This is a genomic window from Parabacteroides sp. HGS0025, assembly GCF_000969845.1.
Classification (GTDB): Bacteria; Bacteroidota; Bacteroidia; order Bacteroidales; family Tannerellaceae; genus Parabacteroides; species Parabacteroides gordonii.
Map to the genome: position 1 here is coordinate 1,576,389 of NZ_KQ033903.1, position 21,874 is coordinate 1,598,262.

The 21,874-nt window shown below is 45.6% G+C and carries 15 protein-coding genes; 10 read left to right on the forward strand and 5 right to left on the reverse strand.

Annotated features, from left to right (window positions below; all coding sequences use genetic code 11):
- Positions 1–2 precede the first annotated feature (2 nt).
- From HMPREF1212_RS22800 to HMPREF1212_RS22825, 6 genes are all read left to right on the forward strand, one after another.
- Positions 3–1,031: an L-rhamnose/proton symporter RhaT gene (locus HMPREF1212_RS22800; protein WP_028730340.1), complete on the forward strand. Its 1,029-nt coding sequence runs from the start codon at positions 3–5 to the stop codon at positions 1,029–1,031.
- 34 nt (positions 1,032–1,065) lie between these two features.
- Positions 1,066–2,313 carry a uroporphyrinogen decarboxylase family protein gene (locus tag HMPREF1212_RS22805; RefSeq protein WP_046151200.1) on the forward strand — a complete coding sequence of 416 codons (1,248 nt, stop codon included), beginning with the start codon at positions 1,066–1,068 and terminating at the stop codon, positions 2,311–2,313.
- A gap of 417 nt (positions 2,314–2,730) precedes the next feature.
- Positions 2,731–3,960, forward strand: coding sequence for a 3-phosphoshikimate 1-carboxyvinyltransferase (locus tag HMPREF1212_RS22810; RefSeq protein ID WP_046151201.1), 1,230 nt, complete (start codon positions 2,731–2,733; stop codon positions 3,958–3,960).
- Position 3,961: 1 nt separating this feature from the next.
- Complete coding sequence (locus HMPREF1212_RS22815) at positions 3,962–4,381, forward strand: hypothetical protein (RefSeq protein WP_046151202.1); 420 nt, start codon at positions 3,962–3,964, stop codon at positions 4,379–4,381.
- Positions 4,382–4,383: 2 nt separating this feature from the next.
- Complete coding sequence (locus tag HMPREF1212_RS22820; RefSeq protein WP_046151203.1) at positions 4,384–5,190, forward strand: metal ABC transporter permease; 807 nt, start codon at positions 4,384–4,386, stop codon at positions 5,188–5,190.
- Positions 5,191–5,237: 47 nt separating this feature from the next.
- The gene (locus tag HMPREF1212_RS22825) at positions 5,238–8,831 is read left to right on the forward strand and encodes a type IX secretion system periplasmic lipoprotein PorW/SprE (protein ID WP_046151204.1); all 3,594 of its coding nucleotides are present in this window, start codon (positions 5,238–5,240) and stop codon (positions 8,829–8,831) included.
- Between the two features lie 85 nt (positions 8,832–8,916).
- Here the strand turns inward: HMPREF1212_RS22825 and uxaC are convergent, their stop codons facing one another.
- The 4 genes from uxaC to HMPREF1212_RS22845 all read right to left on the reverse strand — a co-directional run bounded on the left by uxaC (position 8,917) and on the right by HMPREF1212_RS22845 (position 12,623).
- Positions 8,917–10,320, reverse strand: a complete 1,404-nt coding sequence (uxaC, locus tag HMPREF1212_RS22830; RefSeq protein WP_046151205.1) for a glucuronate isomerase — start codon at positions 10,318–10,320, stop codon at positions 8,917–8,919.
- A 3-nt stretch (positions 10,321–10,323) separates the two neighbouring features.
- Positions 10,324–10,992: a bifunctional 4-hydroxy-2-oxoglutarate aldolase/2-dehydro-3-deoxy-phosphogluconate aldolase gene (locus HMPREF1212_RS22835; RefSeq protein ID WP_028730347.1), complete on the reverse strand. Its 669-nt coding sequence runs from the start codon at positions 10,990–10,992 to the stop codon at positions 10,324–10,326.
- A gap of 25 nt (positions 10,993–11,017) precedes the next feature.
- Positions 11,018–12,061, reverse strand: coding sequence for a sugar kinase (locus tag HMPREF1212_RS22840; RefSeq protein ID WP_046151206.1), 1,044 nt, complete (start codon positions 12,059–12,061; stop codon positions 11,018–11,020).
- 118 nt (positions 12,062–12,179) lie between these two features.
- A complete protein-coding gene (locus tag HMPREF1212_RS22845; RefSeq protein WP_046151207.1) occupies positions 12,180–12,623 on the reverse strand; it encodes a hypothetical protein in 444 nt (147 codons plus the stop codon).
- Between the two features lie 201 nt (positions 12,624–12,824).
- Here HMPREF1212_RS22845 and HMPREF1212_RS22850 point away from each other — a divergent pair, with 201 nt between their 5' ends.
- Complete coding sequence (locus HMPREF1212_RS22850; RefSeq protein ID WP_046151208.1) at positions 12,825–13,253, forward strand: helix-turn-helix domain-containing protein; 429 nt, start codon at positions 12,825–12,827, stop codon at positions 13,251–13,253.
- Positions 13,254–14,143: 890 nt separating this feature from the next.
- Here HMPREF1212_RS22850 and HMPREF1212_RS22855 read toward each other — a convergent pair.
- A complete protein-coding gene (locus HMPREF1212_RS22855) occupies positions 14,144–18,142 on the reverse strand; it encodes a hybrid sensor histidine kinase/response regulator transcription factor (protein WP_046151209.1) in 3,999 nt (1,332 codons plus the stop codon).
- Positions 18,143–18,324: 182 nt separating this feature from the next.
- On the opposite strand from HMPREF1212_RS22855, the gene HMPREF1212_RS22860 reads away from it, so the two are divergent.
- The 3 genes from HMPREF1212_RS22860 to HMPREF1212_RS22870 all read left to right on the forward strand — a co-directional run bounded on the left by HMPREF1212_RS22860 (position 18,325) and on the right by HMPREF1212_RS22870 (position 21,824).
- Positions 18,325–19,767, forward strand: a complete 1,443-nt coding sequence (locus HMPREF1212_RS22860) for an MFS transporter (RefSeq protein ID WP_046151210.1) — start codon at positions 18,325–18,327, stop codon at positions 19,765–19,767.
- Positions 19,768–20,090: 323 nt separating this feature from the next.
- On the forward strand, positions 20,091–20,663 hold the full coding sequence (locus HMPREF1212_RS22865; protein WP_046151211.1) for an RNA polymerase sigma factor: 573 nt from the start codon (positions 20,091–20,093) through the stop codon (positions 20,661–20,663).
- A 75-nt stretch (positions 20,664–20,738) separates the two neighbouring features.
- On the forward strand, positions 20,739–21,824 hold the full coding sequence (locus HMPREF1212_RS22870) for a FecR family protein (RefSeq protein ID WP_046151212.1): 1,086 nt from the start codon (positions 20,739–20,741) through the stop codon (positions 21,822–21,824).
- The last annotated feature ends 50 nt before the right edge of the window (positions 21,825–21,874 follow it).

Sequence of the window (21,874 nt, forward strand, 5' to 3'; positions counted from 1 at the left end):
ATATGACCATTGAATTGTTTTTAGGAATCGGATTGATTGCCATCGGTGCATTCTCTTCCGGAAGTTTTTCCATCCCGTTCGGGAAGACCCGGGGGTGGGCGTGGGAAAACTATTGGCTGATATATAGTTTGTTTGCTTATGTACTCGTTCCGGCAGTCGCTTGCTGGGTGTTTTGTCCCGGTTTTATGGATGTCTTGTCGGGTGTGCCGTCGGGCACATTGGCCTGGATATTCCTGCTGGGTATTATCTATGGCATCTGTAATTTGACCTTCGGGTTGTCTTTGCGTTACCTGGGATTGTCGCTCGGCTTCTCGCTCTCTTTGGGCTTGATGATGATCTTAGGGACGATCATTCCACCGGCTATCGACGGACGGCTGGCGGTTATGCTGCAACAATCCGGCGGGACGATGTTGATTGCCGGGCTGCTGATCGCTGCTGTCGGTATCGGGTTAAGCGGCTATGCCGGTTACAGGAAAGATAAGGGAGCCGGGCCGGAAGCCAATTCAGAGCTGAACTTCGGTAAAGGATTGATACTGGTATTCTTTGTCGGTATCACCGGAGCTTCACAAGCCCTGGGGATAGAACAGGGAAGTGGTATTTCTTCTTCGTTGGTGGCATCGGGTATCGATCCGTTGTTTCAAACCTTACCTGTCTTTCTCTTGATGTTCGGCGGTTCTTTTGTGGCGACTGCGCTTTGGTGCCTGTTCCTTGCCGGAAAGAATAAGAACCTGAAAGTATTTACGAAGACAAAAGAGATTGCCGTTTCAAAGAATTACCTGTATTGCGGACTGGCGGGTTTCCTGTGGTTCGTAAACTTTATCTTCTACGGTATGGGGAAAAGCCGCATGGGTGAATTCTCGTTCACGGCCTGGGGGATACTGATGTCGTTGACCATTGTTTTTGCTACCCTTTGGGGATTGTACCGGGGAGAATGGAAAGCAACTGACCTGAAGACAAAAGGATGGATGTATGCCGGGCTGGTCGTACTGATCGCTGCTTCTTTCATTATCGGAATGAGCGGCGGTGAATAAAGAATAGAATAACAAATAAATAAATAGTATTTCAATGACTTCAAGAGAACGTGTCTTATCAGCTATCGCACATAAACAACCCGACCGTGTCCCGGTCGATATGGGGGCAACTCCCAGTTCGGGCATCTCAGCTATCGCCTATTCAAACCTGCTGAAACATCTGGGGCGGACTGAACTTCCCGTACAAATATACGATGTCGTACAGCAACTGGCGCAGCCGGATATGTCGATCATCGACCAGTTTGGAATCGACGTGCTCGACATTGGCCGTACCTTCAACCTGCAGCCTTCCGACTGGCAGGAAACCATACTGGCAAATGGTGATAAGGCCTTATATCCCGCTTGGTTCAATCCTGTTCTTCAGCCGAACGGATCGTATCACTGTTATGATACGGACGGGAAACGTCTCCTGGCTATGATGCCGAAAGGAGCTACTTTCTTCGACCAGTCTTATTTCCCTTATGTAGACGGCTACCCGGATAATTACGAGGGATTGGATGAGGAAATGGGACGTGTCCTCTGGTCGCGTTACGTACATAGTCCCTGGGATCATGCAGCCGACTCAGGCTTTTGGGAACAGCTACGGAAGAATGCCATCCATCTGCGGGAAACGACCGATAAGGCATTGATGATCGTCTGCGGCTGCAACCTCTTCGAATGGGGAACCTTCCTGCGCCGGATGGATAACTTCCTGATGGACTTGCTTTGTGATCCCGACCAGGTAGAACGGGTATTGGACGAATTGTTGAAGCGTCATCTGGCTACACTCGAAAAGGTCTGCTCTTCCGTTGGCGATATCGTCGACATCATCCGTTTCGGGGATGACCTGGGAATGACTACCGGCCCTTTCATGGATGTGGATACCTATAAGACCCTGTTCAAACCCCGTCATAAACAATTATGCGATTACGTCAAATCGCATAGCAAGATGCATACCTTTATCCACTCCTGCGGTTCCATCTCTGCACTGATGCCCGATATGATCGAAGCCGGTATCGAAGTATTCAATCCGGTTCAGACAAATGCCCTGAATATGGAGCCGGAGTTCCTGAAGAAAGAATTTGGACAGGATTGTACCTTCTGGGGTGGTGGTGTGGAAACTGTCGGCACACTGAATAACGGTACGCCGGAACAGGTGCGCGAGCAGGTATTGCAACGGCTGGAGATTATGTCGGCCGGTGGTGGCTTTGTCTTTAATACCGTACATAATATCCTTCCCGATGTTCCACCGGCTAATATTATTGCTATGTTTGATGCGGTAAAAGAGTTTAATGATCGGTAATAGGGTTCAGTGTTCATGAAAATTCCATATATTGTGGCAATAAAGTGTCACAATATATGATATTTAAATGTTATAATATATGATACTACAGTATCATAATATATGGCACAGTAGTAACCATATATCAAATCTGCGTTAATCCACATCATCCGCGTCCTGGTTCTTGGTTTTATGAGCGCTCAGCAACTATCTTCATCGTTCTATGACGGTCAAATGAAACCTCTATGAAGCCGAAACGGAATGTGGATTCATCCGATATCTATTATTAATCAGTGGATGCAGGTGTGTATGAAGGCATGAACGCGACTACTGGAACCAGTATTAGATATTTGACACGCCGTATTCGTGGAAAGAACACCTAACTATCCGGAAATTTCCGTACTTTTGTGTTCTCATTTTAACGAACAGACAAAAGCAATGAAATATCTGATAAAAAGCCCGGAAGACGTACTTCGGGCTTCCGTACAACTCCCTGCTTCCAAGAGCATCAGTAACCGTGCATTGATATTGAATGCCCTAAGCTATAGTCCGTATGACATACAGAATCTTTCCGACTGTGACGATACGGAAGTGATGATCAAAGCGCTTAACTCCAACGGTTGCGATTTCGATATTAAAGCAGCCGGTACAGCGATGCGTTTCCTTACCGCTTTCCTATCCAAAGTGATCGGCGAATGGACGATTACCGGGACAGAACGGATGAAGAACCGTCCTATCAAATTGCTGGTGGATGCGCTCAACTCGCTCGGAGCCCGCATTGAATATATCGAAAAGGAAGGTTATCCGCCTTTGCGTATCTTCGGAAGTGCTTTGCAGGGAGGACAGATCTCATTGGCCGGAGGTGTCAGTTCGCAGTATATATCCGCTTTGCTGATGATCGCCCCGTTGATGGAGAATGGCTTGACGCTGAACCTGGAAGGCAATATCATTTCCCGCCCTTATATCAATCTGACCTTGCAGTTGATGGAACAATTCGGTGTGAAAGCAACTTGGAACGGACAAACGATCAAGATACTTCCTCAGGAATATAAACCGATTCTTTTCACTGTCGAATCAGACTGGAGCGCTGCCTCTTACTGGTATGCAATGATGGCTTTGTCGAAAAACGCCGAGGTCGAATTGCTCGGACTATTTAAAAACAGTCTGCAAGGAGACGCTGCCGGAGCACAACTGTTCGCTCAGTTGGGAGTAGGAACGACTTTTTCCGACCGTGGTGTCCGGTTGAAACATAACGGAAATGTGGTGAAGAAACTTGTTTATAATTTCATAAACGAACCCGACCTGGCGCAAACATTTGTCGTGGTCTGCGTGTTACTAAATATCCCCTTCCGCTTCACCGGATTGCAATCGCTGAAGATAAAAGAAACCGACCGTATCGAAGCACTGAAAACGGAACTTCGCAAGCTCGGTTATCTGCTGACCGACAGCAACGACAGCATCCTGGAATGGAATGGAGAGCGATGCGAACCGGAAGCCGATCCGGTTATCGCCACTTACGAAGATCACCGGATGGCGATGGCTTTTGCCCCTGCCGCTTTGGTCTTACCGCAGGGAATTACAATAGCCGATCCGGGAGTGGTGACCAAGAGTTATCCGACTTTCTGGGATAATCTCAGGAAAGAGGGCTTTACAGTGAAGGAGGTTTAATATGTGGTATATCGTCATAGGTATAATCGTGCTGGGGGTAATTGCCGCCGTAGCCGGTTATTTCAGGAATAAGAAATTGCAGAAGATGCTGGAACGCGGGGAGATCAGTGAGATCCCTGAAGCCCGCGAAATACCGGAAGAGTGTTGCGGACAGCATGAAACCTGCGAACGCGACAGCCTGCTGGCTGCCGTAAGTAAAAAAATCGAATATTACGACGATGAGGAACTGGATCGTTTCCGGGGACTGGAAAGCGACGAATATGATGAAGAGTCCGTCAACGAGTTCCGCGAAGTGCTTTACACCTTGCGGTCGGAAGAAGTGGCCGGATGGCTCCGCAGCTTGCAGCTTCGTGCCGTGAACCTGCCGGATGCGCTGAAAGATGAAGCGTTCCTGATCGTTGGGGAACGGAGAATACATTAAATATGGATTTACTACAATATACTTTTTTTCAACATGCACTGATCGGTAGCCTGCTTACCGCCATCACCTGCGGAATAGTCGGGACATACGTTGTCGCACGCCGTCTGGTATTTATCAGTGGCGGTATTACCCATGCTTCTTTCGGAGGTCTGGGGCTCGGTTTCTATCTGGGAACGAACCCTATCCTGATGGCGATGGTTTTTTCCGTCCTTTCCGCATTCGGGGTAGAGTGGGCCAGCAAGACGCAGAATGTCCGTGAAGACTCGGCGATAGCCGGTGTCTGGGCGCTGGGGATGGCACTCGGGGTCATCTTTATTTTCCTGACCCCCGGATATTCACCGAACCTTTCCGCCTATCTGTTTGGAAATATCCTGACAATCTCTATGTCCGATATCATCTGGATAGCGGCCTTTGCCGTGGTGCTGATCACCGTTTTTACCCTTTATCTCCGGGAAATCGTATATGTGGCTTTCGACAGCGATTTTGCCAAAACGCAACATATCCATGTGAAATGGATCGAATATATGATGATGTTCTTTATAGCCGTCACCATCGTGTTGTCGATCCGGCTGGTCGGTATCATGCTGTTGATGAGCCTGCTGACCTTGCCGCAGATCACAGTGAACCTCTTCACATCCGACTTCAGGAAGATCATCCTGGGTAGTATCGTCCTGGGCTTCCTGGGATGCGTAACCGGCCTGGTTCTTTCTTATTTTCTGAACGTGCCTTCCGGGGCGTTTATCATCCTGGTGCTGGTGCTGGTCTTTCTGATCCTTAAAGGCGTATTATTCTTTACAAAAAAGCAATAAAACAGGTTATTCTTAGTTTATTATATGATAAAGAGCTATCATAATACGTGAAGAAAGGTTTTTACTATATAATTTCGATATTCGTAGTACTCTTACTTTGGTCGTGCAGCACGAAGAAAAACACCAAGGCAAGCCGGTTCTACCATGCTTTTAACTCCCGCTATAACATCTACTTTAACGGGAAGACTTCTTTCGATGAGGCCTTGTTGGGGATGCAGACCGGCTACAAGGAAAGTTTTTCTGAAATGATCCATATGTACCCGATCAGTGCACAGCCGAAGGACAAGAAGGAGACCGGAGGGCCTTTCGACCGAGCCATCGAGAAAGGCAACAAAGCGATCAAACTGCATTCCATCAAAGCGAAACCCGCCAAGAAACCCGGTTGGCGAAATGATCCCAAGCAACGTGCTTTCCAGGAGCAGGAGGAATACAACCCTTTCCTGAAGAAATGCTGGTTGCTGATAGGGCAGGGGCAATTCTATAATGCCGACTTCCTGCAAGCTTCCGCCACCTTTTCTTATATTGCCCGCCATTATGCACAGGATGAAGAAATGGTTGCCGAGGCTCGCCTGTGGCAAGCCCGCTGCTATTCGGAAATGGAATGGTTCTATGAAGCCGAAGATATTCTGGGTAAGCTGAATACGAACGGGATACCTAAAAAGAACCTGAAACAGTATGCTTCCGTATATGCCGATTATCTGGTGAAGAACAAGCAGTTCGACGATGCCGTTCCCTACTTCAAGTCGGCCATCAAGTCGGAAAAGAACAAGCGGCAGCGTACCCGTATGAAATACCTGTTGGGACAGATCTATGCTGCACAGGATCAGGACGGAATGGCCTATAAGATGTTCAACGAGGTAGCCAGGGCCAATCCACCTTACGAACTGGAATTTGCCGCCCGTATCCGTCAGACTGAAGTTTTTACCGGCGCCAACTACCAGAAGGTAGTCAAGATGCTTACACGTATGGCGAAGAGTGATAAGAATAAAAACTATCTGGATCAGGTATATTATGCCTTGGGAAATATCTATCTGAATCGTGAAGATACTGTAAACGCCATTAAGAACTACGAACTGGGTATCGAAAAGAGTACACAGAACGGATTGGAGAAAGCGATCTGCCAGATCAAACTGGGGGATATCTATTTCACCATGCGTGACTATGTAAAGGCACAACCTTGTTTTAGCGGAGCCTTATCGGGTATCCAGAAAGAATACAAAGACTTTAAGCGCGTCTCGAAACTGTCGGCAGTTCTCGACGAACTGGTCGTGCACGTAGAAGCCGTGCATTTGCAGGATAGTTTGCAGACCTTGGCTAAGATGCCGGAACCGGAACGTCTGGCTGTGATCGACAAGATCATCGAACAGGTAAAGAAAGAGGAAGAAGAAGCCAAGGCGCTGGCTGAGAAGGAAGCCTATCTGGCAGACCAGGCGGCGAAAGGCTCAGGTATCGACCGCCCCGGAACAGAAACAGGTGGTATTGTGCTGCCGACTACAGCCGGTGGAGCTACTTTCTATTTCTATAACCCTTCTACCGTCTCGCAGGGTAAAGCGCAGTTCCAGCGTAAATGGGGACGACGCGCCCTGGAAGATAACTGGCGCCGCCGTAAGAAAGAAATGTCTACTTTCAATGAAGAACCTTTGGAAGAAGGAATGGAAGAGGCAGACTCTCTAACAGTAGGTGCAGACGGTCAGCCGCTCGCTGCCGATTCGCTGGAAGCCGGCTTGCCCGGAGTAGCTGCCGATGATCCGAAGTCACGCGAATATTATATACAGCAATTACCGTTCACCGAAGAAGAGGTAGCCGCATCCAATATTATTATAGAAGACGGCTTGTATAATATGGCCATGATCTATAAAGATAAACTGGAAGATCTGCCCTTATCGATAGAAGCGTTCGAGGAACTGGAACGCCGTTTTCCGGATAACTCGCATCGTCTGGAAAGTTATTACCAGGTCTACCTGATGGCACTCCGTACGGGTAATACCACATTGGCGGCCGAGTACAAGACCAAAATGACGAATGCTTTCCCGGATGCCGATTACACGATCGCCATATCCGATCCGAATTACGAATATAATATACGTATGATGGACTCCGTACAGGATTCTATCTACCAACAGACGTATAATAGCTTTCTGGCAAGCGACACGAGTGCCGTGCGTAAAAACTACCGCGAAGTCACAAGCAAATACCCGCTGGCAACGCTTATTCCTAAGTTCATGTTCCTGGAAGCATTGACTTATGTGCAAGCCGGCGACGCCGAGGGCTTTAAAGCAGCCTTGAAAGAGCTTGTTGAAAAATATCCGACAGCCGACGTAACGGAATTGGCCGGCGAAATGCTGAAAGGTATCCTTCGTGGCCGTACGTTGATGCAGGGTAGCGTAACCGGTATGAGCTGGAACCTGCGCTTCGGCCTGGGTGAAGACGGTTCATTGTCGGCTGCAGACTCGGCACGAACTTTCACTGCCGAACCGAATACTTCGTATCGCATGATCCTGGTGTATCCGACTGGAAGTGTGGATAAGAACCAGTTGCTGTTTGCCGTAGCCGCTTACAACTTTGCCAACTTTATGGTGAAGGAGTTCGACCTGACCTTTGAAGAAACAGGCCCGATGTCGATGCTGAACATCAGTGGATTTAACGGAATCAATGAAATACTCCAGTATTATAAGATGATATATGGTAAGGACGGTTACGCCCAGGCACTGGATAAGAATGTGGCTATTCTTCCGATCTCCGACGACAACTACGAAACGTTGATGCGCGGAAAGACGTTGGAAGAATACATCAACTTCTTTGATGAAAACTACGGTGAAGAAGTCCCCGAACTGGCTGCCCGCTGGCAGAACCGTATGGAAGCCGAAGAAGAGAAGGCGGAAGAAGCCGCAGCTGAAGAACAACAATCGGAAGAAGTTCGTCCGGAAGAAGATGCTCCGGCCAAGGCGACTGAAGCTGAAGAGCCTGCCCGTCGTGAAGAAGTTCCGGCAGAAGCCGAAAGACCGGTAGAGCAGCCAACTGAGAAAGATACCGTCATCCCGGAAGTCACGATTCCTGACAGTATTGCAACTGTTCCTGTCCCTGTATTGCCGGTCGATACTGTCTCTGTACAACCAATTATACCGGAAACAGTAACTACCGTAACACCGCAGGATACTGTTCCTGCCGTTCAGGCTCCGGAAGAGAAAGAGCTCACATTAAAAGAGATCGAAGCCATCCGTAAGCGTGAAGCCGAAGAGGAAGCCGCTCGTAAAGAGGCTGCCCGCAAAGAGTTTGAAGCACAACAGAAAGCTGAAAAAGAATTGCAGGAACAAAAGGCCAAGGAGCGTGCGGACGAACTGAAGAAGCAGCAGGAAGAAGAAAAAGCCCTTCTGAAAGCGAAGGCTGAACGTGAAAAACAGCTTGAACAAGATCGTAAGAATAAGCTGAAACAGGCAGAAGCCGATCGTAAAGTCAAGATGAAAGCCCGCGAAGAATTGCGTAAGCAGAAGGAACGCGATTATAAGGAAAAGCAGAAGCAGAAAGAAAAAGCACGCAAGCAAAAGGAAAAACAGTATCGGGAGACACTCAAAGCCAAAGAGAAAGCCCGCCGTGAAGCCCAAAAGGCCAAAGAGGCGGCAGCTCGTGCTCGTAAGAAATAACGAAAATAGGAAATAATAGAAAAAGGTGTATCTGATAGCATTGCTATTTCGATACACCTTTTATTATGCTAAAAACTATCAATGGTCAAAATCCGAAATACTGCTTTGCATTGTTGTAGCTGATATCCTCTACCATCTTGCCGATGAAAGGTAGTTCGGAAGCTGGCAGTTCTCCGTTTTCCACCTCTTTCCCCAACATATTGCAGAGGATGCGGCGGAAGTATTCATGACGCGGATACGACAGGAAGCTGCGTGAGTCGGTCAACATTCCGACAAAGCGGCTCAGTAATCCCAGGTCGGAAAGCGTGTTCATCTGGTCTTCCATACCGTGGATCTGATCCAGGAACCACCAACCGGCACCGTATTGCATTTTGCCCGGCAGTGAACTGTCGTTGAAGCTATACGCCGTTGTCATCATCACGGCACTGTCTTTCGGGTTCAGGTTGTAGAAGATTGTCTTTGTCAACAATCCTTCTGCTTCCAGGCGGCTGAGGAAACGGATCATCGGTTCGGCTATTTCAAGGTCACCGATCGCATCATAACCAGTATCCGGGCCCAGTTTCTTGAACATGCGGGCATTGTTGTTACGGGTCGGGCCGATATGGAACTGTTGCGCCCAGTTGCTGCGGGCATCCATAACAGCCAGTTCGTAGAGCATGGCGGAGCGGAACTTATCAATTTCCTCACCTGTCAGCACCTTATTCATACGGGCTTTCATAAAGATAGCCTCTATTTCCGCATGGGTATAAGGAGTAGCATAGAATGTGCTCAACCCGTGATCCGATACACGGCAACCGATCGATTCAAAGAAGTCGTGACGCTTTTGCAAAGCAGCCAGCAAATCTTTGAAAGACAGGATCGATATACCGGAAGCGGCTTCCAGTTTAGTCAGATAGTCATTGTAAATGGCCACGTTTTCAATAGCCATAGCTTTGTCCGGACGCCAGGTCGGAAGCACTTTCGTGGTCAGGCCGGTGTTGCGGATCGCCTGGTGATATTCCAGTGAGTCGATCGGATCGTCAGTAGTACAAACCACTTCCACGTTCATACGCTCCATAATGGCCTGGGCACGGAATTCGGGCGTTTGTAGTTTGGCTGTACATTCGTCGTATATTTCACGGGCTGTCGAAGGGTTCAACACCTTATCGACACCGAATATACGGCTGAGCTCCAGATGTGTCCAATGGTAAAGCGGGTTGCGCATAGCGTGTTGCAAAGTATCAGCCCACTTCTGGAACTTCTCGAATGACGGTTTGTCGCCGGTGATATATTCTTCGGGGATACCGTTGGCACGCATGGCACGCCATTTGTAATGATCCCCACCCAACCAAATCTCTGTCAGGTCGGCAAACTGGTAGTTGTCGGCAATCTGCTGCGGGATCAGGTGACAATGGTAGTCGATGATCGGCATTTTCGCTGCGTGTTCGTGATACAGCTTTTTGGCTGTTTCCGTTTGAAGCAGGAAATCTGAATCAAGAAATGGTTTCATATCTTAACGGTATTTTTTGATAATACTTAATGCATTGCTGCAAAGAGCCGTGATCGCTTTCCAGTCTTTTGCGGCGATGGCTTCTTTCGGGAACAGGTTGGAACCCATTCCTACACAAGTTACACCCGCTTTGAACCAGGCTGACAGGTTTTCTTCCGTCGGCTCTACCGCACCTGTAGCCATGATCATAGACCAGGGCATCGGGGCTTTGATATTCTTGACAAAAGAAGGGCCTCCCACATTGCCTGCCGGGAATACTTTACATAAGTCGCATCCCACTTCCTGTGCAAAACCTATTTCGGAAACAGAACCGCATCCCGGTGTATAAGGAACCAGACGGCGGTTGCATACTTTAGCGATTTCCGGATTGAACAGCGGGCCTACCACAAAGTTTGCCCCCAATTGCAGGAACAAGGCTGCTGTAGCCGGATCGACGATCGAACCGATACCCAGCACCATTTCCGGACATTCCACGGCAGCATATTTTACCAGTTCGGCAAACACCTCATGGGCGAAGTCCCCGCGGTTGGTAAATTCAAATGCACGCACACCACCCTCATAACAGGCTTTCAATACCTGTTTGGCTGTTTCTATATCTTTATTATAATAGACAGGTACCATCCCGGTGCTGATCATCGCATCCAATACCTGCATTTTACTAAATCTGGCCATTGTAAATAATTATTTAATGTAATTGTTATCTTGAAACGCGTCCGGAACCGTCGCCTTCCATCAGTTTCTCCACTTCGTCTACAGTTACCTGGTTGAAGTCCCCGTAGATGGTATGTTTCAGGCAGGAAGCAGCAACAGCGAAGTCGAGCGCTTTCTGATCGTCAGTTGTATAAGTGAGCAGACCATAGATCAGGCCTCCCATGAAAGAGTCGCCACCACCTACACGGTCTACGATATGTGTGATGTCGTAACGGCGTGACTGATATAGTTTTCCGTCGGCATACAGAACACCGCCCCATGTGTTATGGTTGGCATTGATAGATCCACGCAGGGTGATGATCACTTTCTTTGCACGCGGGAATTTCTTCATTAACTGTGTACAAACCGATTCGAACTCGGCAGCATTTACCTGACCGGCCGTCTGTGCCACGTCAAATCCTTCCGGTTTGATTCCGAATACTTTTTCCGCATCTTCTTCATTTCCCAGGATAACATCGCATCCGGCAACCAGTTCGGGCATTATTTCGGATGCTGTCTTTCCGTATTTCCATAAGTTTTTGCGGTAATTGATATCACAGGATACCGGAATACCCAGTTTGTTGGCCGTCTGTATAGCTTCCAGGCAAGCATCGGCTGCACCTTGTGAGATAGCCGGAGTGATACCTGTCCAGTGGAACCAGGAAGCATCTTTCAATACCTCTTCCCAGTTGATCATTCCCGGCTGGATTTCAGCGATAGAAGAATGTGCACGATCGTAAACAACCTTGCTGGCACGGGCTACGGCTCCTGTTTCCAGGAAATAGATACCCAGGCGGTCGCCTCCATAAACAATATGTGAAGTACCGACACCATATTTCCGTAAATCCATTACACAGGCACGTGCAATATCGTTTTTCGGTAAACGGGTAACAAACTCTGCCGCAATCCCGTAGTTTGCCAATGATACGGCAACATTGGCTTCACCACCGCCAAAGGTGGCATTCAGTTGATTACTCTGACTAAAACGGAGATAATCTGGTGTGGCCAGTCTGAGCATTATCTCTCCAAAGGTTATTACTTTTTTATTCATGGCATAAACTTTTATTATCCAGTGCAAAAGTAGTAGATTATATTTAATTTCCTACAATGTGTGTGCGAAAACATTTACACAAAAAGGAATAAAAACAAGCATGTCTTGTTTATAATTGTCAATTCTTATCTATCTCCGAAGCAAGCAGTGATACCTGCAAACATTTGTCTCCTGCACTAAGGATTGTCTTCTTTGGGTGTTCGATCCATATCGAGAGAGGATGAATGATGTAATCTCTGTCTATCGGCTCATGTCTTTGTTCTGTGTCGTGAAAGTAGGTGCTATAATCTTTTCCGGGTTCAGTAATTTCGTCTATCCGTAGCGAAGCAATCTCATCGGGTGATAGACAGACCTTCTTTTCCCATCTTTTGCCGACAAAAGTTTCTTGTTCCAGTCCCTCGTCATCCGTGTAAGTGACAACTATCTTGCGCGGAAGCAATGTCTGTACGGCTACATGATAAGTCACACAAAACGGCTCCTTTTCTTTCTTTTCATAACTCTTCCAAAGAGTTAACAGGGATAGGGCTAACGCCATTAATAGTAGTGTGTATATTTTATTCATAACAACTCTTTGTGCAAAGGTCAGCATATAATTTTGAATAGCTATATAAGATTTACTTGTAAAAAACAAGTAATCTACTTGTATTTTACAAGTTCGTACAAGGTGCAGAAAGACCGGATATTTTGTTATATCCCTGCATCTTCATCGAAATATGGAGATTTGTTCATATATTTGTTTCACTCTTAAAAGAAAGTAGATAGCATGGAAACAGAAAACGTAAAGGATAAGAAAGTTCATCAAGGTTTAAATGTCAGTAAGATACGCCGGTATGAAGATATAAAGCAAGAGGATCTGGCAGAAAAGTTAGGCGTTAGCCAACAGTTTATCTCTCAATTGGAACAACAGCGTGAGATAGGAAGAGATTATCTGGTAAAAATTGCTGCTATCCTGAAAGTTGCACCGGAAGTGATTGAAAATATGGAAGAAACTCCGGTTTCTGTTGTTATTGAGAATAATAATTTTGAGAATGGTGGTATAGGTTATATCGGTGAAGTTAACGAATTGAACCAACACCCTGTTGAAAAGATCTTCGAACTGACCAAAGAAAATACCTCCTTATATGAACGTATGCTAGCGAATGAAAAAGAGAAAGTAACTTTACTTGAAAAGTTATTGAACGAAAAGAAATAGATGGTCTGTGTTCTTTAGTGATTGGGAGAAATCCGATATAGCATTTGTATCTAGGAAAAAGCGAGTCTATTTGGACATAAACAATCTATCATAAATAAGACAGTCCTAGTTACAGGTTCATTTGCCGTCAGCTGAAGCAGACGGCAAATGAACCTGTAATGGCCAAGTGACTTTGACGATGGGATAGTTCTATTCTGGCAATATGTAAAAGACTCACCTCTGTCAATAAATGAACTTCCTAGCAATTGAACAATCTATATAATAAAAGTTTTCTAAAATAAATCCTTCATTTATTCAGGCTTGTTGTTATTGCGTTGATAATCTATTATTTAAGGCTGAAGGAAAATGATTTTGCTGAAGGAATTGTCCTGGCTTTTGAGTTTTTTTATTCATAAACAGCAACTTTCGGTAGTATAAAAAGAGCAAATAACTTCCGGCCGATTATCTGTTAACCTATTTTATTCTAACGCATGAGTTGTAACCTTCTAGCCCTATTATCCTTTCCTTTTTTCTGTTTGTCAATTGTCGAACGCTTGTTTGTCAGCTGTCAAACGCTTGTTCGACAACTGTGATACAAGTGTTCGACAGCTGACAAACAATGAAAAAGTACTAACCTGCATGATAACAGTATATTATATATCCTGTTATTAGTCATTCCTCCAGCTTTACTCTTTGCCTAAAGGAATGGACTAAGAGAGGTATTGATTTTGGCCGGGAATATGAAACATTAATCTGAAAATAAAGCCGTTTCCTTCATTCAGTTGAAAATTCCTTCAGCTTTAAATAATAGATAATCAGTTATATAGCTGCAATGCTGAATGAATGAAGGATTTATTTTAGAAAACTTTTGTTGATGTATTTCCGTTTCTTCCTCTTTATGAATATTGTATTTAAGACGCCTGATGTTGCTTCTCAAAGTCTTTGGGCGTAACACCGAATTGTTTGAGGAAGATTTTACTGAAATAGGATGGCGAATTGATACCTACCAGATAACAAACCTCTCCAATGCGGTGTTTACCGTCGAGTATCAGTTCGGCTGCCTTTTTCAGGCGGATCAGACGGATGAAGTCGTTCGGCGATAGTCCGGACAACACCTTGATCTTACGCAGCAGGCTTGAACGGCTCATGTGTAGGATTTCCGCCAAACGTTCTACGCCGAAACTCTCGTCGGCAATATTCTCATGGATGACGGCAATAATGTGATCCATAAACTCTTTGTCGGCCGTATTCATTTGCATATTATTGACCGGGAAGAACGGACGTTTGGCAAAAGCCTCGCGTTCTTTGCGGCGGTTATTCAACAACGAGAGGATCTGTGTCGTCAGGTAATTAAACGAGAAAGGCTTCTCTACATAAGCTTCTGCTCCCAGTCGCAGTCCGTTGATCTTACTATCGAGGTCATTCTTGGCTGTAAGGAAGATAACGGGGATATGGCTGAGGTCGATGTCTGCTTTGATCTCGCGGCAGAGTTCAAGGCCATTCATAACAGGCATCATAATATCGCTTACAACAATGTCTATGCTATGGTCGCGTAGTATTTCCAGGGCTTCCCGTCCGTTGGTGGCTATTTCGGTGATGAATAGTTCACTCAGCTTTTCAGACAGGAAAGAGCGGAGGTTCTCGTTATCCTCTACCAAAAGGAGCGTATGATTCCTGGTGTCAGCGGTAGTTGCCATTTCTTCTTCCGGATAGATCATTTCTTCGTGTATGGCTATTTCTTCCTGTACACGAACTTTTTCCTGCATTAGAGGTAGAGTGAGGACAAAGGTGTTATTGGATAGATCGTCATCCAGATATAGTTTCCCGGAATGAAGTACCGCTAACGAACGTGCCAGCGGTAGACCGATACCTGCACCTGATGAGGTGTTCTCTTTTTTGTTTATCTGATAGAAAGGTTCGAATATCTGTTCGCTGAGATCGGCAGGGATACGGTCGCCGTCACTTGTCACACGGATGCTGAAGGTTGTGTCGTTGCGCTCCAGATAGACAAGTATGGAGTGTTTGGAATATTTAAGTGCATTATTCAGCAGGTTACTCAGTATCTTGGTAACCGCTTCCCGGTCGATGGCCGCAATGATCTCCTCCTCGGGAATTTGCAACGATAACTCTTTCTTCTGCTGGGTGATCGTTGGATCGAAACGTTGGATGGTTTCATTCAGCAGGGCTGTGACATTAACCATCGTGAAATCCATCTTGAATTTATTGGCTCCCACTTTGCGGAAGTCGAGCAGTTGACTGGTCAGTTCGAGCAGACGTTTGGTGTTTTGCGCAATAACGTTCAGGTTACGCGTGATCTTGTTATCCTGGATATTCATATCGAGAATGCTTTCGAGCGGCCCGTTTATCAGGGTAAGGGGGGTGCGTACTTCGTGAGCGATCTCGGTAAAGAACTCTACTTTGGCTTCGTAAAGCTCTTTTTCCTTTTCTATCTCAAAGAGTTTCTGCTTTTCTTCCATCTGCCGTTCCTTGCGGCGTTTGTACCAGCGGAACCAACCATATATAATACATAGTACGATTATTACATATATTATATAGGCCCATGTGGATAACCACCACGGGGGAAGGATCGTGATACGCAGGGATGTGATGGGAGGATCGGTATGCTCGTTCTCGTGCCGGGCTTTTACCTGGAATATATAATTTCCGGGAGGTAGTTTGGCATACGAGATATTTTGGTTATCCCCGGATTTGACCCAATCGTTGTCGAGCGGTTCCATCTTATATAAATATTGGTTGGAACGGGTCGACGAGTAGGAAGGGATCGCTATATCGAAACTGATATTCGACTGGTCGTGGGGTAAAACGATCTTTCCGGTATGTACGATGCTTTTCGTGAGCGGTGAGTTTGGGGTATGTACGGTTACTTCCTTATTATATATGTTGAAACGGGAAATATAAACAGGAGGAATAAACTCTGAGTCTTCGTCGTCATCGGGATTGAAAGCTATCAGACCGTCTATACTGCCGAAATAGAATTTTCCGTCAGAGGCTTTCAAAGCTGAATTATAACTGAACTGGTTACCGGTCAGCCCATCCTCGGTGGTGAATACACGGATATCTCCTGTTTCCGGATTGAATTTAACCAGTCCTTGGTTTGTACCGAACCAAAAATTGTGGTTGCGGTCTTCCAGTATCTTATAGGCTACATCATCCGGCAATCCCTGTTCTTTAGAGAAGGTCGTGAAGTTGTCGTCCGCTTCATTGTAGCGGCATATACCGCCACGATCGGTCGAAAACCATATTTGTCCCCGGCTGTCTTCCATAATGGAACTGACGGAACTAGAACTCAGACTGTTCGGCTTTTTGGGATCGTTGTCGTATTTCTTGTATGAGTTGTCTTTCGGATCGTATTTCCATACACCGCTTCCCATCGAGGCAACCCATATCCGGCCCCGGCTGTCTTCCATCAGGTGGAAGATCCAGTCGAGTCCTACTTCGCTGATCTTACTGAATTGCAATGATCCGGCTTCGGCACGGTAAAGCCCCCATCCGTTGCCTAACCAAGTCTGTCCTTTGCTATCTACCAAAAGGGCATAGACGCTTTCTTCATCGATATTGAGTGCCTGGTGACTGTGGTGTTTTATACGGCGGTTGTCGATATCAATCACGTCGAGCCCATATTTGAAGAGGCCGCAATAAACCTGTTTGTCATGCAGGATCATAGAATGTGTCATCAGGTGATTTTTCTGTTCGGCAGCCGGATAGTTGAGTTGCGACACTTCCCCGGTACGCGGATCGAGGATATTGATTCCGTTATCTTCCGTTCCAATCCATATATCACCATTAGGTGCTTCTACCATTTCACGGATACGCCGGGTATTGAGGGAGGTTTCGGAACTGGAAGGTACGTATTTCTCAAACAACAGCTTATGGTTTGGCAGGTAATTAACCCCGCCGAATTTCGTGCCGAGCCAGATACCGCCTTCCCGGTCTTTATAGATACAGAAAATGATATTGTCGGAGAGGCTGTAAGAGTGCATCAGGTCTTCCTTCAGATGGGTCACTTTTCCTTCCGGTTCATTGACGATGAATAAGCCGGCATGAGAGCACACCCACAATCGCTTACCGTCGAAGCTGGTTACATCACGCAAGACTGTATGATGGACGCCGGGAGCGTTTATGGTCTGTAAGGTGTTTGTGGAAGGATTGTATTTCTTTAGTTCTCCGTCATGGATGGCCAGTGCAATCCAATCGCCGTAGTCGCACATCGCGAATATATACTCCCCCATCAGGGTATTGCCATCCTTATCGGTATGGTACTGGGTAAACGAATCTGTCTTAGGATCGTAAAGGAAAAGACCTACGCCGGCCGTACCGATCCAGACCTCGCCGTTTTTGCGTACGCAGATAGCACCGGGACTTTCGCGTTTGATGTTATCCTTGTTAGTGATGGCATAATAGTAGAGTTTCCCTGCTTTATAACGGAATACACCCTGGTCGGGGATTAGTACCCAGATATTACCAGCCTGGTCGGAGGTAATACGGGCCACCCAGTTTCCCATCCGTTCGCCGTTTTCTGTTTTCAGGTCGACAAAAGTGAAGATGTCATATACCGGGTCGTAAATATATACCCCCCGGTCGGTGCCGACCCATAGCTTTTTCTGTTCGTCTTCAAACAGGGCGGATATGTTATGGTTGCCCGTCCCTGCTATATAATCGTCGCAGTTGATAGTGCGTATCGAGGTACCATCGTAACGATTGAGTCCGTTTTTGGTTCCAAACCACATAAACCCGTAGCTATCCTGGAGGATCACTTTTACCTGACTCTCCGACAAACCTTCTTCACTCGAAATATGAGAAAAGTAATAGTTGAACGGCTTTCTGTCTGCAGCTTGTATCCCAGACAAGAAGAATATCAGCAGAAGAATGCTAAGAATGTGTTTTTTCATAAACCTGCTTAATCTTATGTTTCATGAAACCTTATACAAAGGTGCTAAAAATAACTATATCCCCCAATAGTCTAATAAGAATTTGATAAAATATTAATAAACGTGTATTCGCACACACAATATGCTTTGTATTTAAAAAAAATGATATATATTTGCCGCAAATCATGAAAAACCAGTAAGAAATGAGCACATTAGGCAATGTAGGTCAGAAAATGACCCAGTACAGATGGACAATCTGTGCGATGTTGTTCTTTGCAACAACAGTAAACTATCTCGACCGTCAGGTCTTATCCCTTACCTGGGACGAATTTATTAAACCCGAATTTCATTGGAACGAATCACACTACGGTACGATTACATCTGTCTTTTCTATTGTATATGCTATCTGTATGTTGTTTGCCGGACGGTTTATCGACTGGATGGGAACAAAAAAAGGATATCTCTGGTCGATCGGTGTCTGGTCGGTAGGTGCCTGTATGCATGCCGGTTGCGGTATCGTGACAGAACATTATGTAGGAATGAACAGTGCTGCCGAACTGATCGCAGCAACAGGGGATGTGGTCGTAATCCTGGCAACTGTCAGTATGTATTGCTTCCTGGTAGCACGTTGTGTACTGGCATTGGGTGAAGCCGGGAACTTTCCGGCTGCCATTAAGGTAACTGCCGAATATTTCCCGAAGAAAGACCGTGCTTATGCGACTTCAATTTTTAATGCCGGTGCTTCTATCGGTGCGTTGATCGCTCCGATCTCTATTCCCCCGTTGGCAAAATGGCTGGGTTGGGAAATGGCTTTCATTGTGATTGGTGCGCTTGGTTTCATCTGGATGGGTATGTGGGTGTTCATGTATACGACTCCTGATAAGAGCAAGCATGTAAATGCAGCGGAGTTGGCTTATATCGAACAGGATAAGGATGAAGATGGCGGTATCGTAAAAACGGAGGAAGAAGAGAAGAAGATCGGTTTCCTGCAGTGCTTCAGCTACAAGCAGACTTGGGCATTTATTGCCGGTAAATTTATGACAGACGGTGTGTGGTGGTTCTTCCTTTTCTGGACACCTTCTTATCTGAATACACAGTTCGGGATCAAGACGTCCGATCCTCTGGGGATGGCGCTGATCTTTACTTTATATGCCGTTACGATGCTTTCCATCTATGGAGGTAAACTTCCGACGATCTTTATTAACCGTTTGGGACTGAACCCATATGCTGCACGTATGAAAGCGATGTTGATTTTTGCTTTCTTCCCGTTGGTGGTGTTGTTGGCGCAACCGTTGGGTACTATTTCCCCGTGGTTCCCGGTTATCCTGATCGGTATCGGTGGAGCGGCTCATCAGTCCTGGTCGGCTAATATCTTTTCTACCGTAGGGGATATGTTCCCGAAATCGGCTATTGCAAGTATCACGGGTATCGGTGGTATGGCCGGTGGTGTCGGCTCGATGATCCTGCAGAAAGTGGCCGGTAACCTGTTCGTTTATGCTGATGAAACTCAAATGACCTTTATGGGATTTGAGGGTAAACCGGCCGGTTATTTCATTATCTTCTGTGTATGCTCTGTTGCCTATCTGATCGGATGGGTGATCATGAAGGCATTGGTTCCGAAGTATAAGGTGATTACGTTAGAATAAAACAAAATAGCAGTCCCGCTGTTAAGAAATACTGACAAAGCGGACAGTATAGAAAGAACGCAGACTCATGCAGATATTATTAATTTTTCGGTTAATAAGTCTGCGTAAGTCTGCGTTTTTTGCGTCTTATCTCTTTTGTTATTAGAAAATATATTATTTATTTCCGCTTCTGTATGTAATAATAGTACGAAATTTGCTCTAATATATTAAAATTATTTTATTAAGGGTTTTGTTTTGTGGAAACTATAACTATATTTGTGTTTATCTACTGATTTTTTCGTTATCGGAATGATATTCAAGAAGGGAGACGATGAGATAATACTATGGATGAAACGAGACAAAACGATGTTGAATGCTGGAACGACTTCCTGCAGGGGGATGAGATAGCTTTTGGAAAAATCTATCGTCGCTTCTATTCTTCATTGTATGCATATGGCATCCGTATGGTTGGAAACCGTGAAATGGTGATCGATACGATTCAGGACCTTTTCGTCAAACTTATTCTGAACTGTAAGAATCTGCACTCTACCGATAATCCTGAGGCCTATTTGCTTTGTGCTTTCAGAAATAAACTGCTTGACGCTATTCAGTCTTCACGTCGGATGGAGACGATTGAGGAATACCAGGACTTTTTTTCGCTAAATGAAGAAATTATCAATTCTTTATTTGCAAAAGATGATACAGACGTAATCAATGAGAAGAAATTGGCTTCCGCGATCGCCTCTTTATCTACCCGCCAGCGTGAAATCCTATACCTATATTATATAAGGGAATTAAGTTATAAGGAAATCACAGCCATTTTGGAAATGAATCTGCAATCGTGCCGAAATCTTTTGTCACGGACGTTAGTGCATCTGCGTGAATATTTTTTTTCCGATGATGGCGAAAAAAAATGATCTGATTGAAATTTTCTTTTCTTTTTTTGAGTATGTTTTTTTCCCAGCACCGTTTTCCTGTAAAAGAAGTGCAGTATGAAAAAAAATAAACCGACATTTTCTCCGGACGAGTTTCTACAAGCAAGTCGTAGGCTAGCTGAACGGATTCGGAAAGCCGACACGGTTGACGATCGTGAAATCGACGATTCTTTCCGGCTTGTGATGGGGCAGGTGAAGGAGATCCGGTCGCATTCGAAGTTGCGCCGGCTTTATTGGTGGGCTGCTTCTGTAGCGGCCGTTGTCGGACTACTGTTTGTTGCAACCTGGTGGGTTGCCGATACTGCCACCCCCTCCGGATTAGACATCGCTTTATTGAACGATACAACGACTATAAATAATGGAGAGGTAACTCTGGTAGTCGGTAATCAGGCGGTGAACCTTAAAAACGAATCCTTTCTGAAATATGATGCGGGTGATAGTTTAAACCTTGGACAATATGTTTTAGATAATCAGACAACGGAAGCGCCTGTTCTGAAAAATGAAATGCATAAAATTGTCGTGCCCGATGGTAAACGAGTGGACATCGTCTTTTCAGATGGGACGAAAATGTATATAAATTCCGGCAGTAAGGTTATTTATCCGGCAGTGTTTGCTGACGATAAACGCGAAATACTGGTGGAAGGCGAAGTATATCTGGATGTCGCGAAAAACCCCCATTGTCCGTTTATAGTCAAGACAAAAAGATTTGATATCCGTGTGTTGGGTACATCCTTCAATGTTTCGGCTTATGGAAAAGAGACTTCTGCATCGGTTGTGCTGGTACAGGGAAGTGTCGTGGTGACTACGGAAGACAAGCACGAAGTACAACTGAAGCCGAATCAGCTGATCGACATTAAAGGAAATCAAACGCAGGTACGCGAAGTGGATGTTTCCGAGTATATCAGTTGGAAAGAAAACATGCTTAAAATAAATCAGAAGCATCTCGATGAAGTTTTCAGTAAGTTGGCCTTGTATTATGGTTACCGGATTCAGTATACGTCGGGAGTGGCTGCCATGTCGATTACCGGTAAACTGGATCTGCTTCCCGATATCAAAGATGTGTTGGATAATCTTTGTTTGTCATTCCCTTTAAAATATACAATGAACGAATCGAAAGAAATATATGTGAGCCTTAAAAAATAGTATAAACCATAAAAACATTTGTTGCCTATGATATAAGTGAAAAAGTAGTA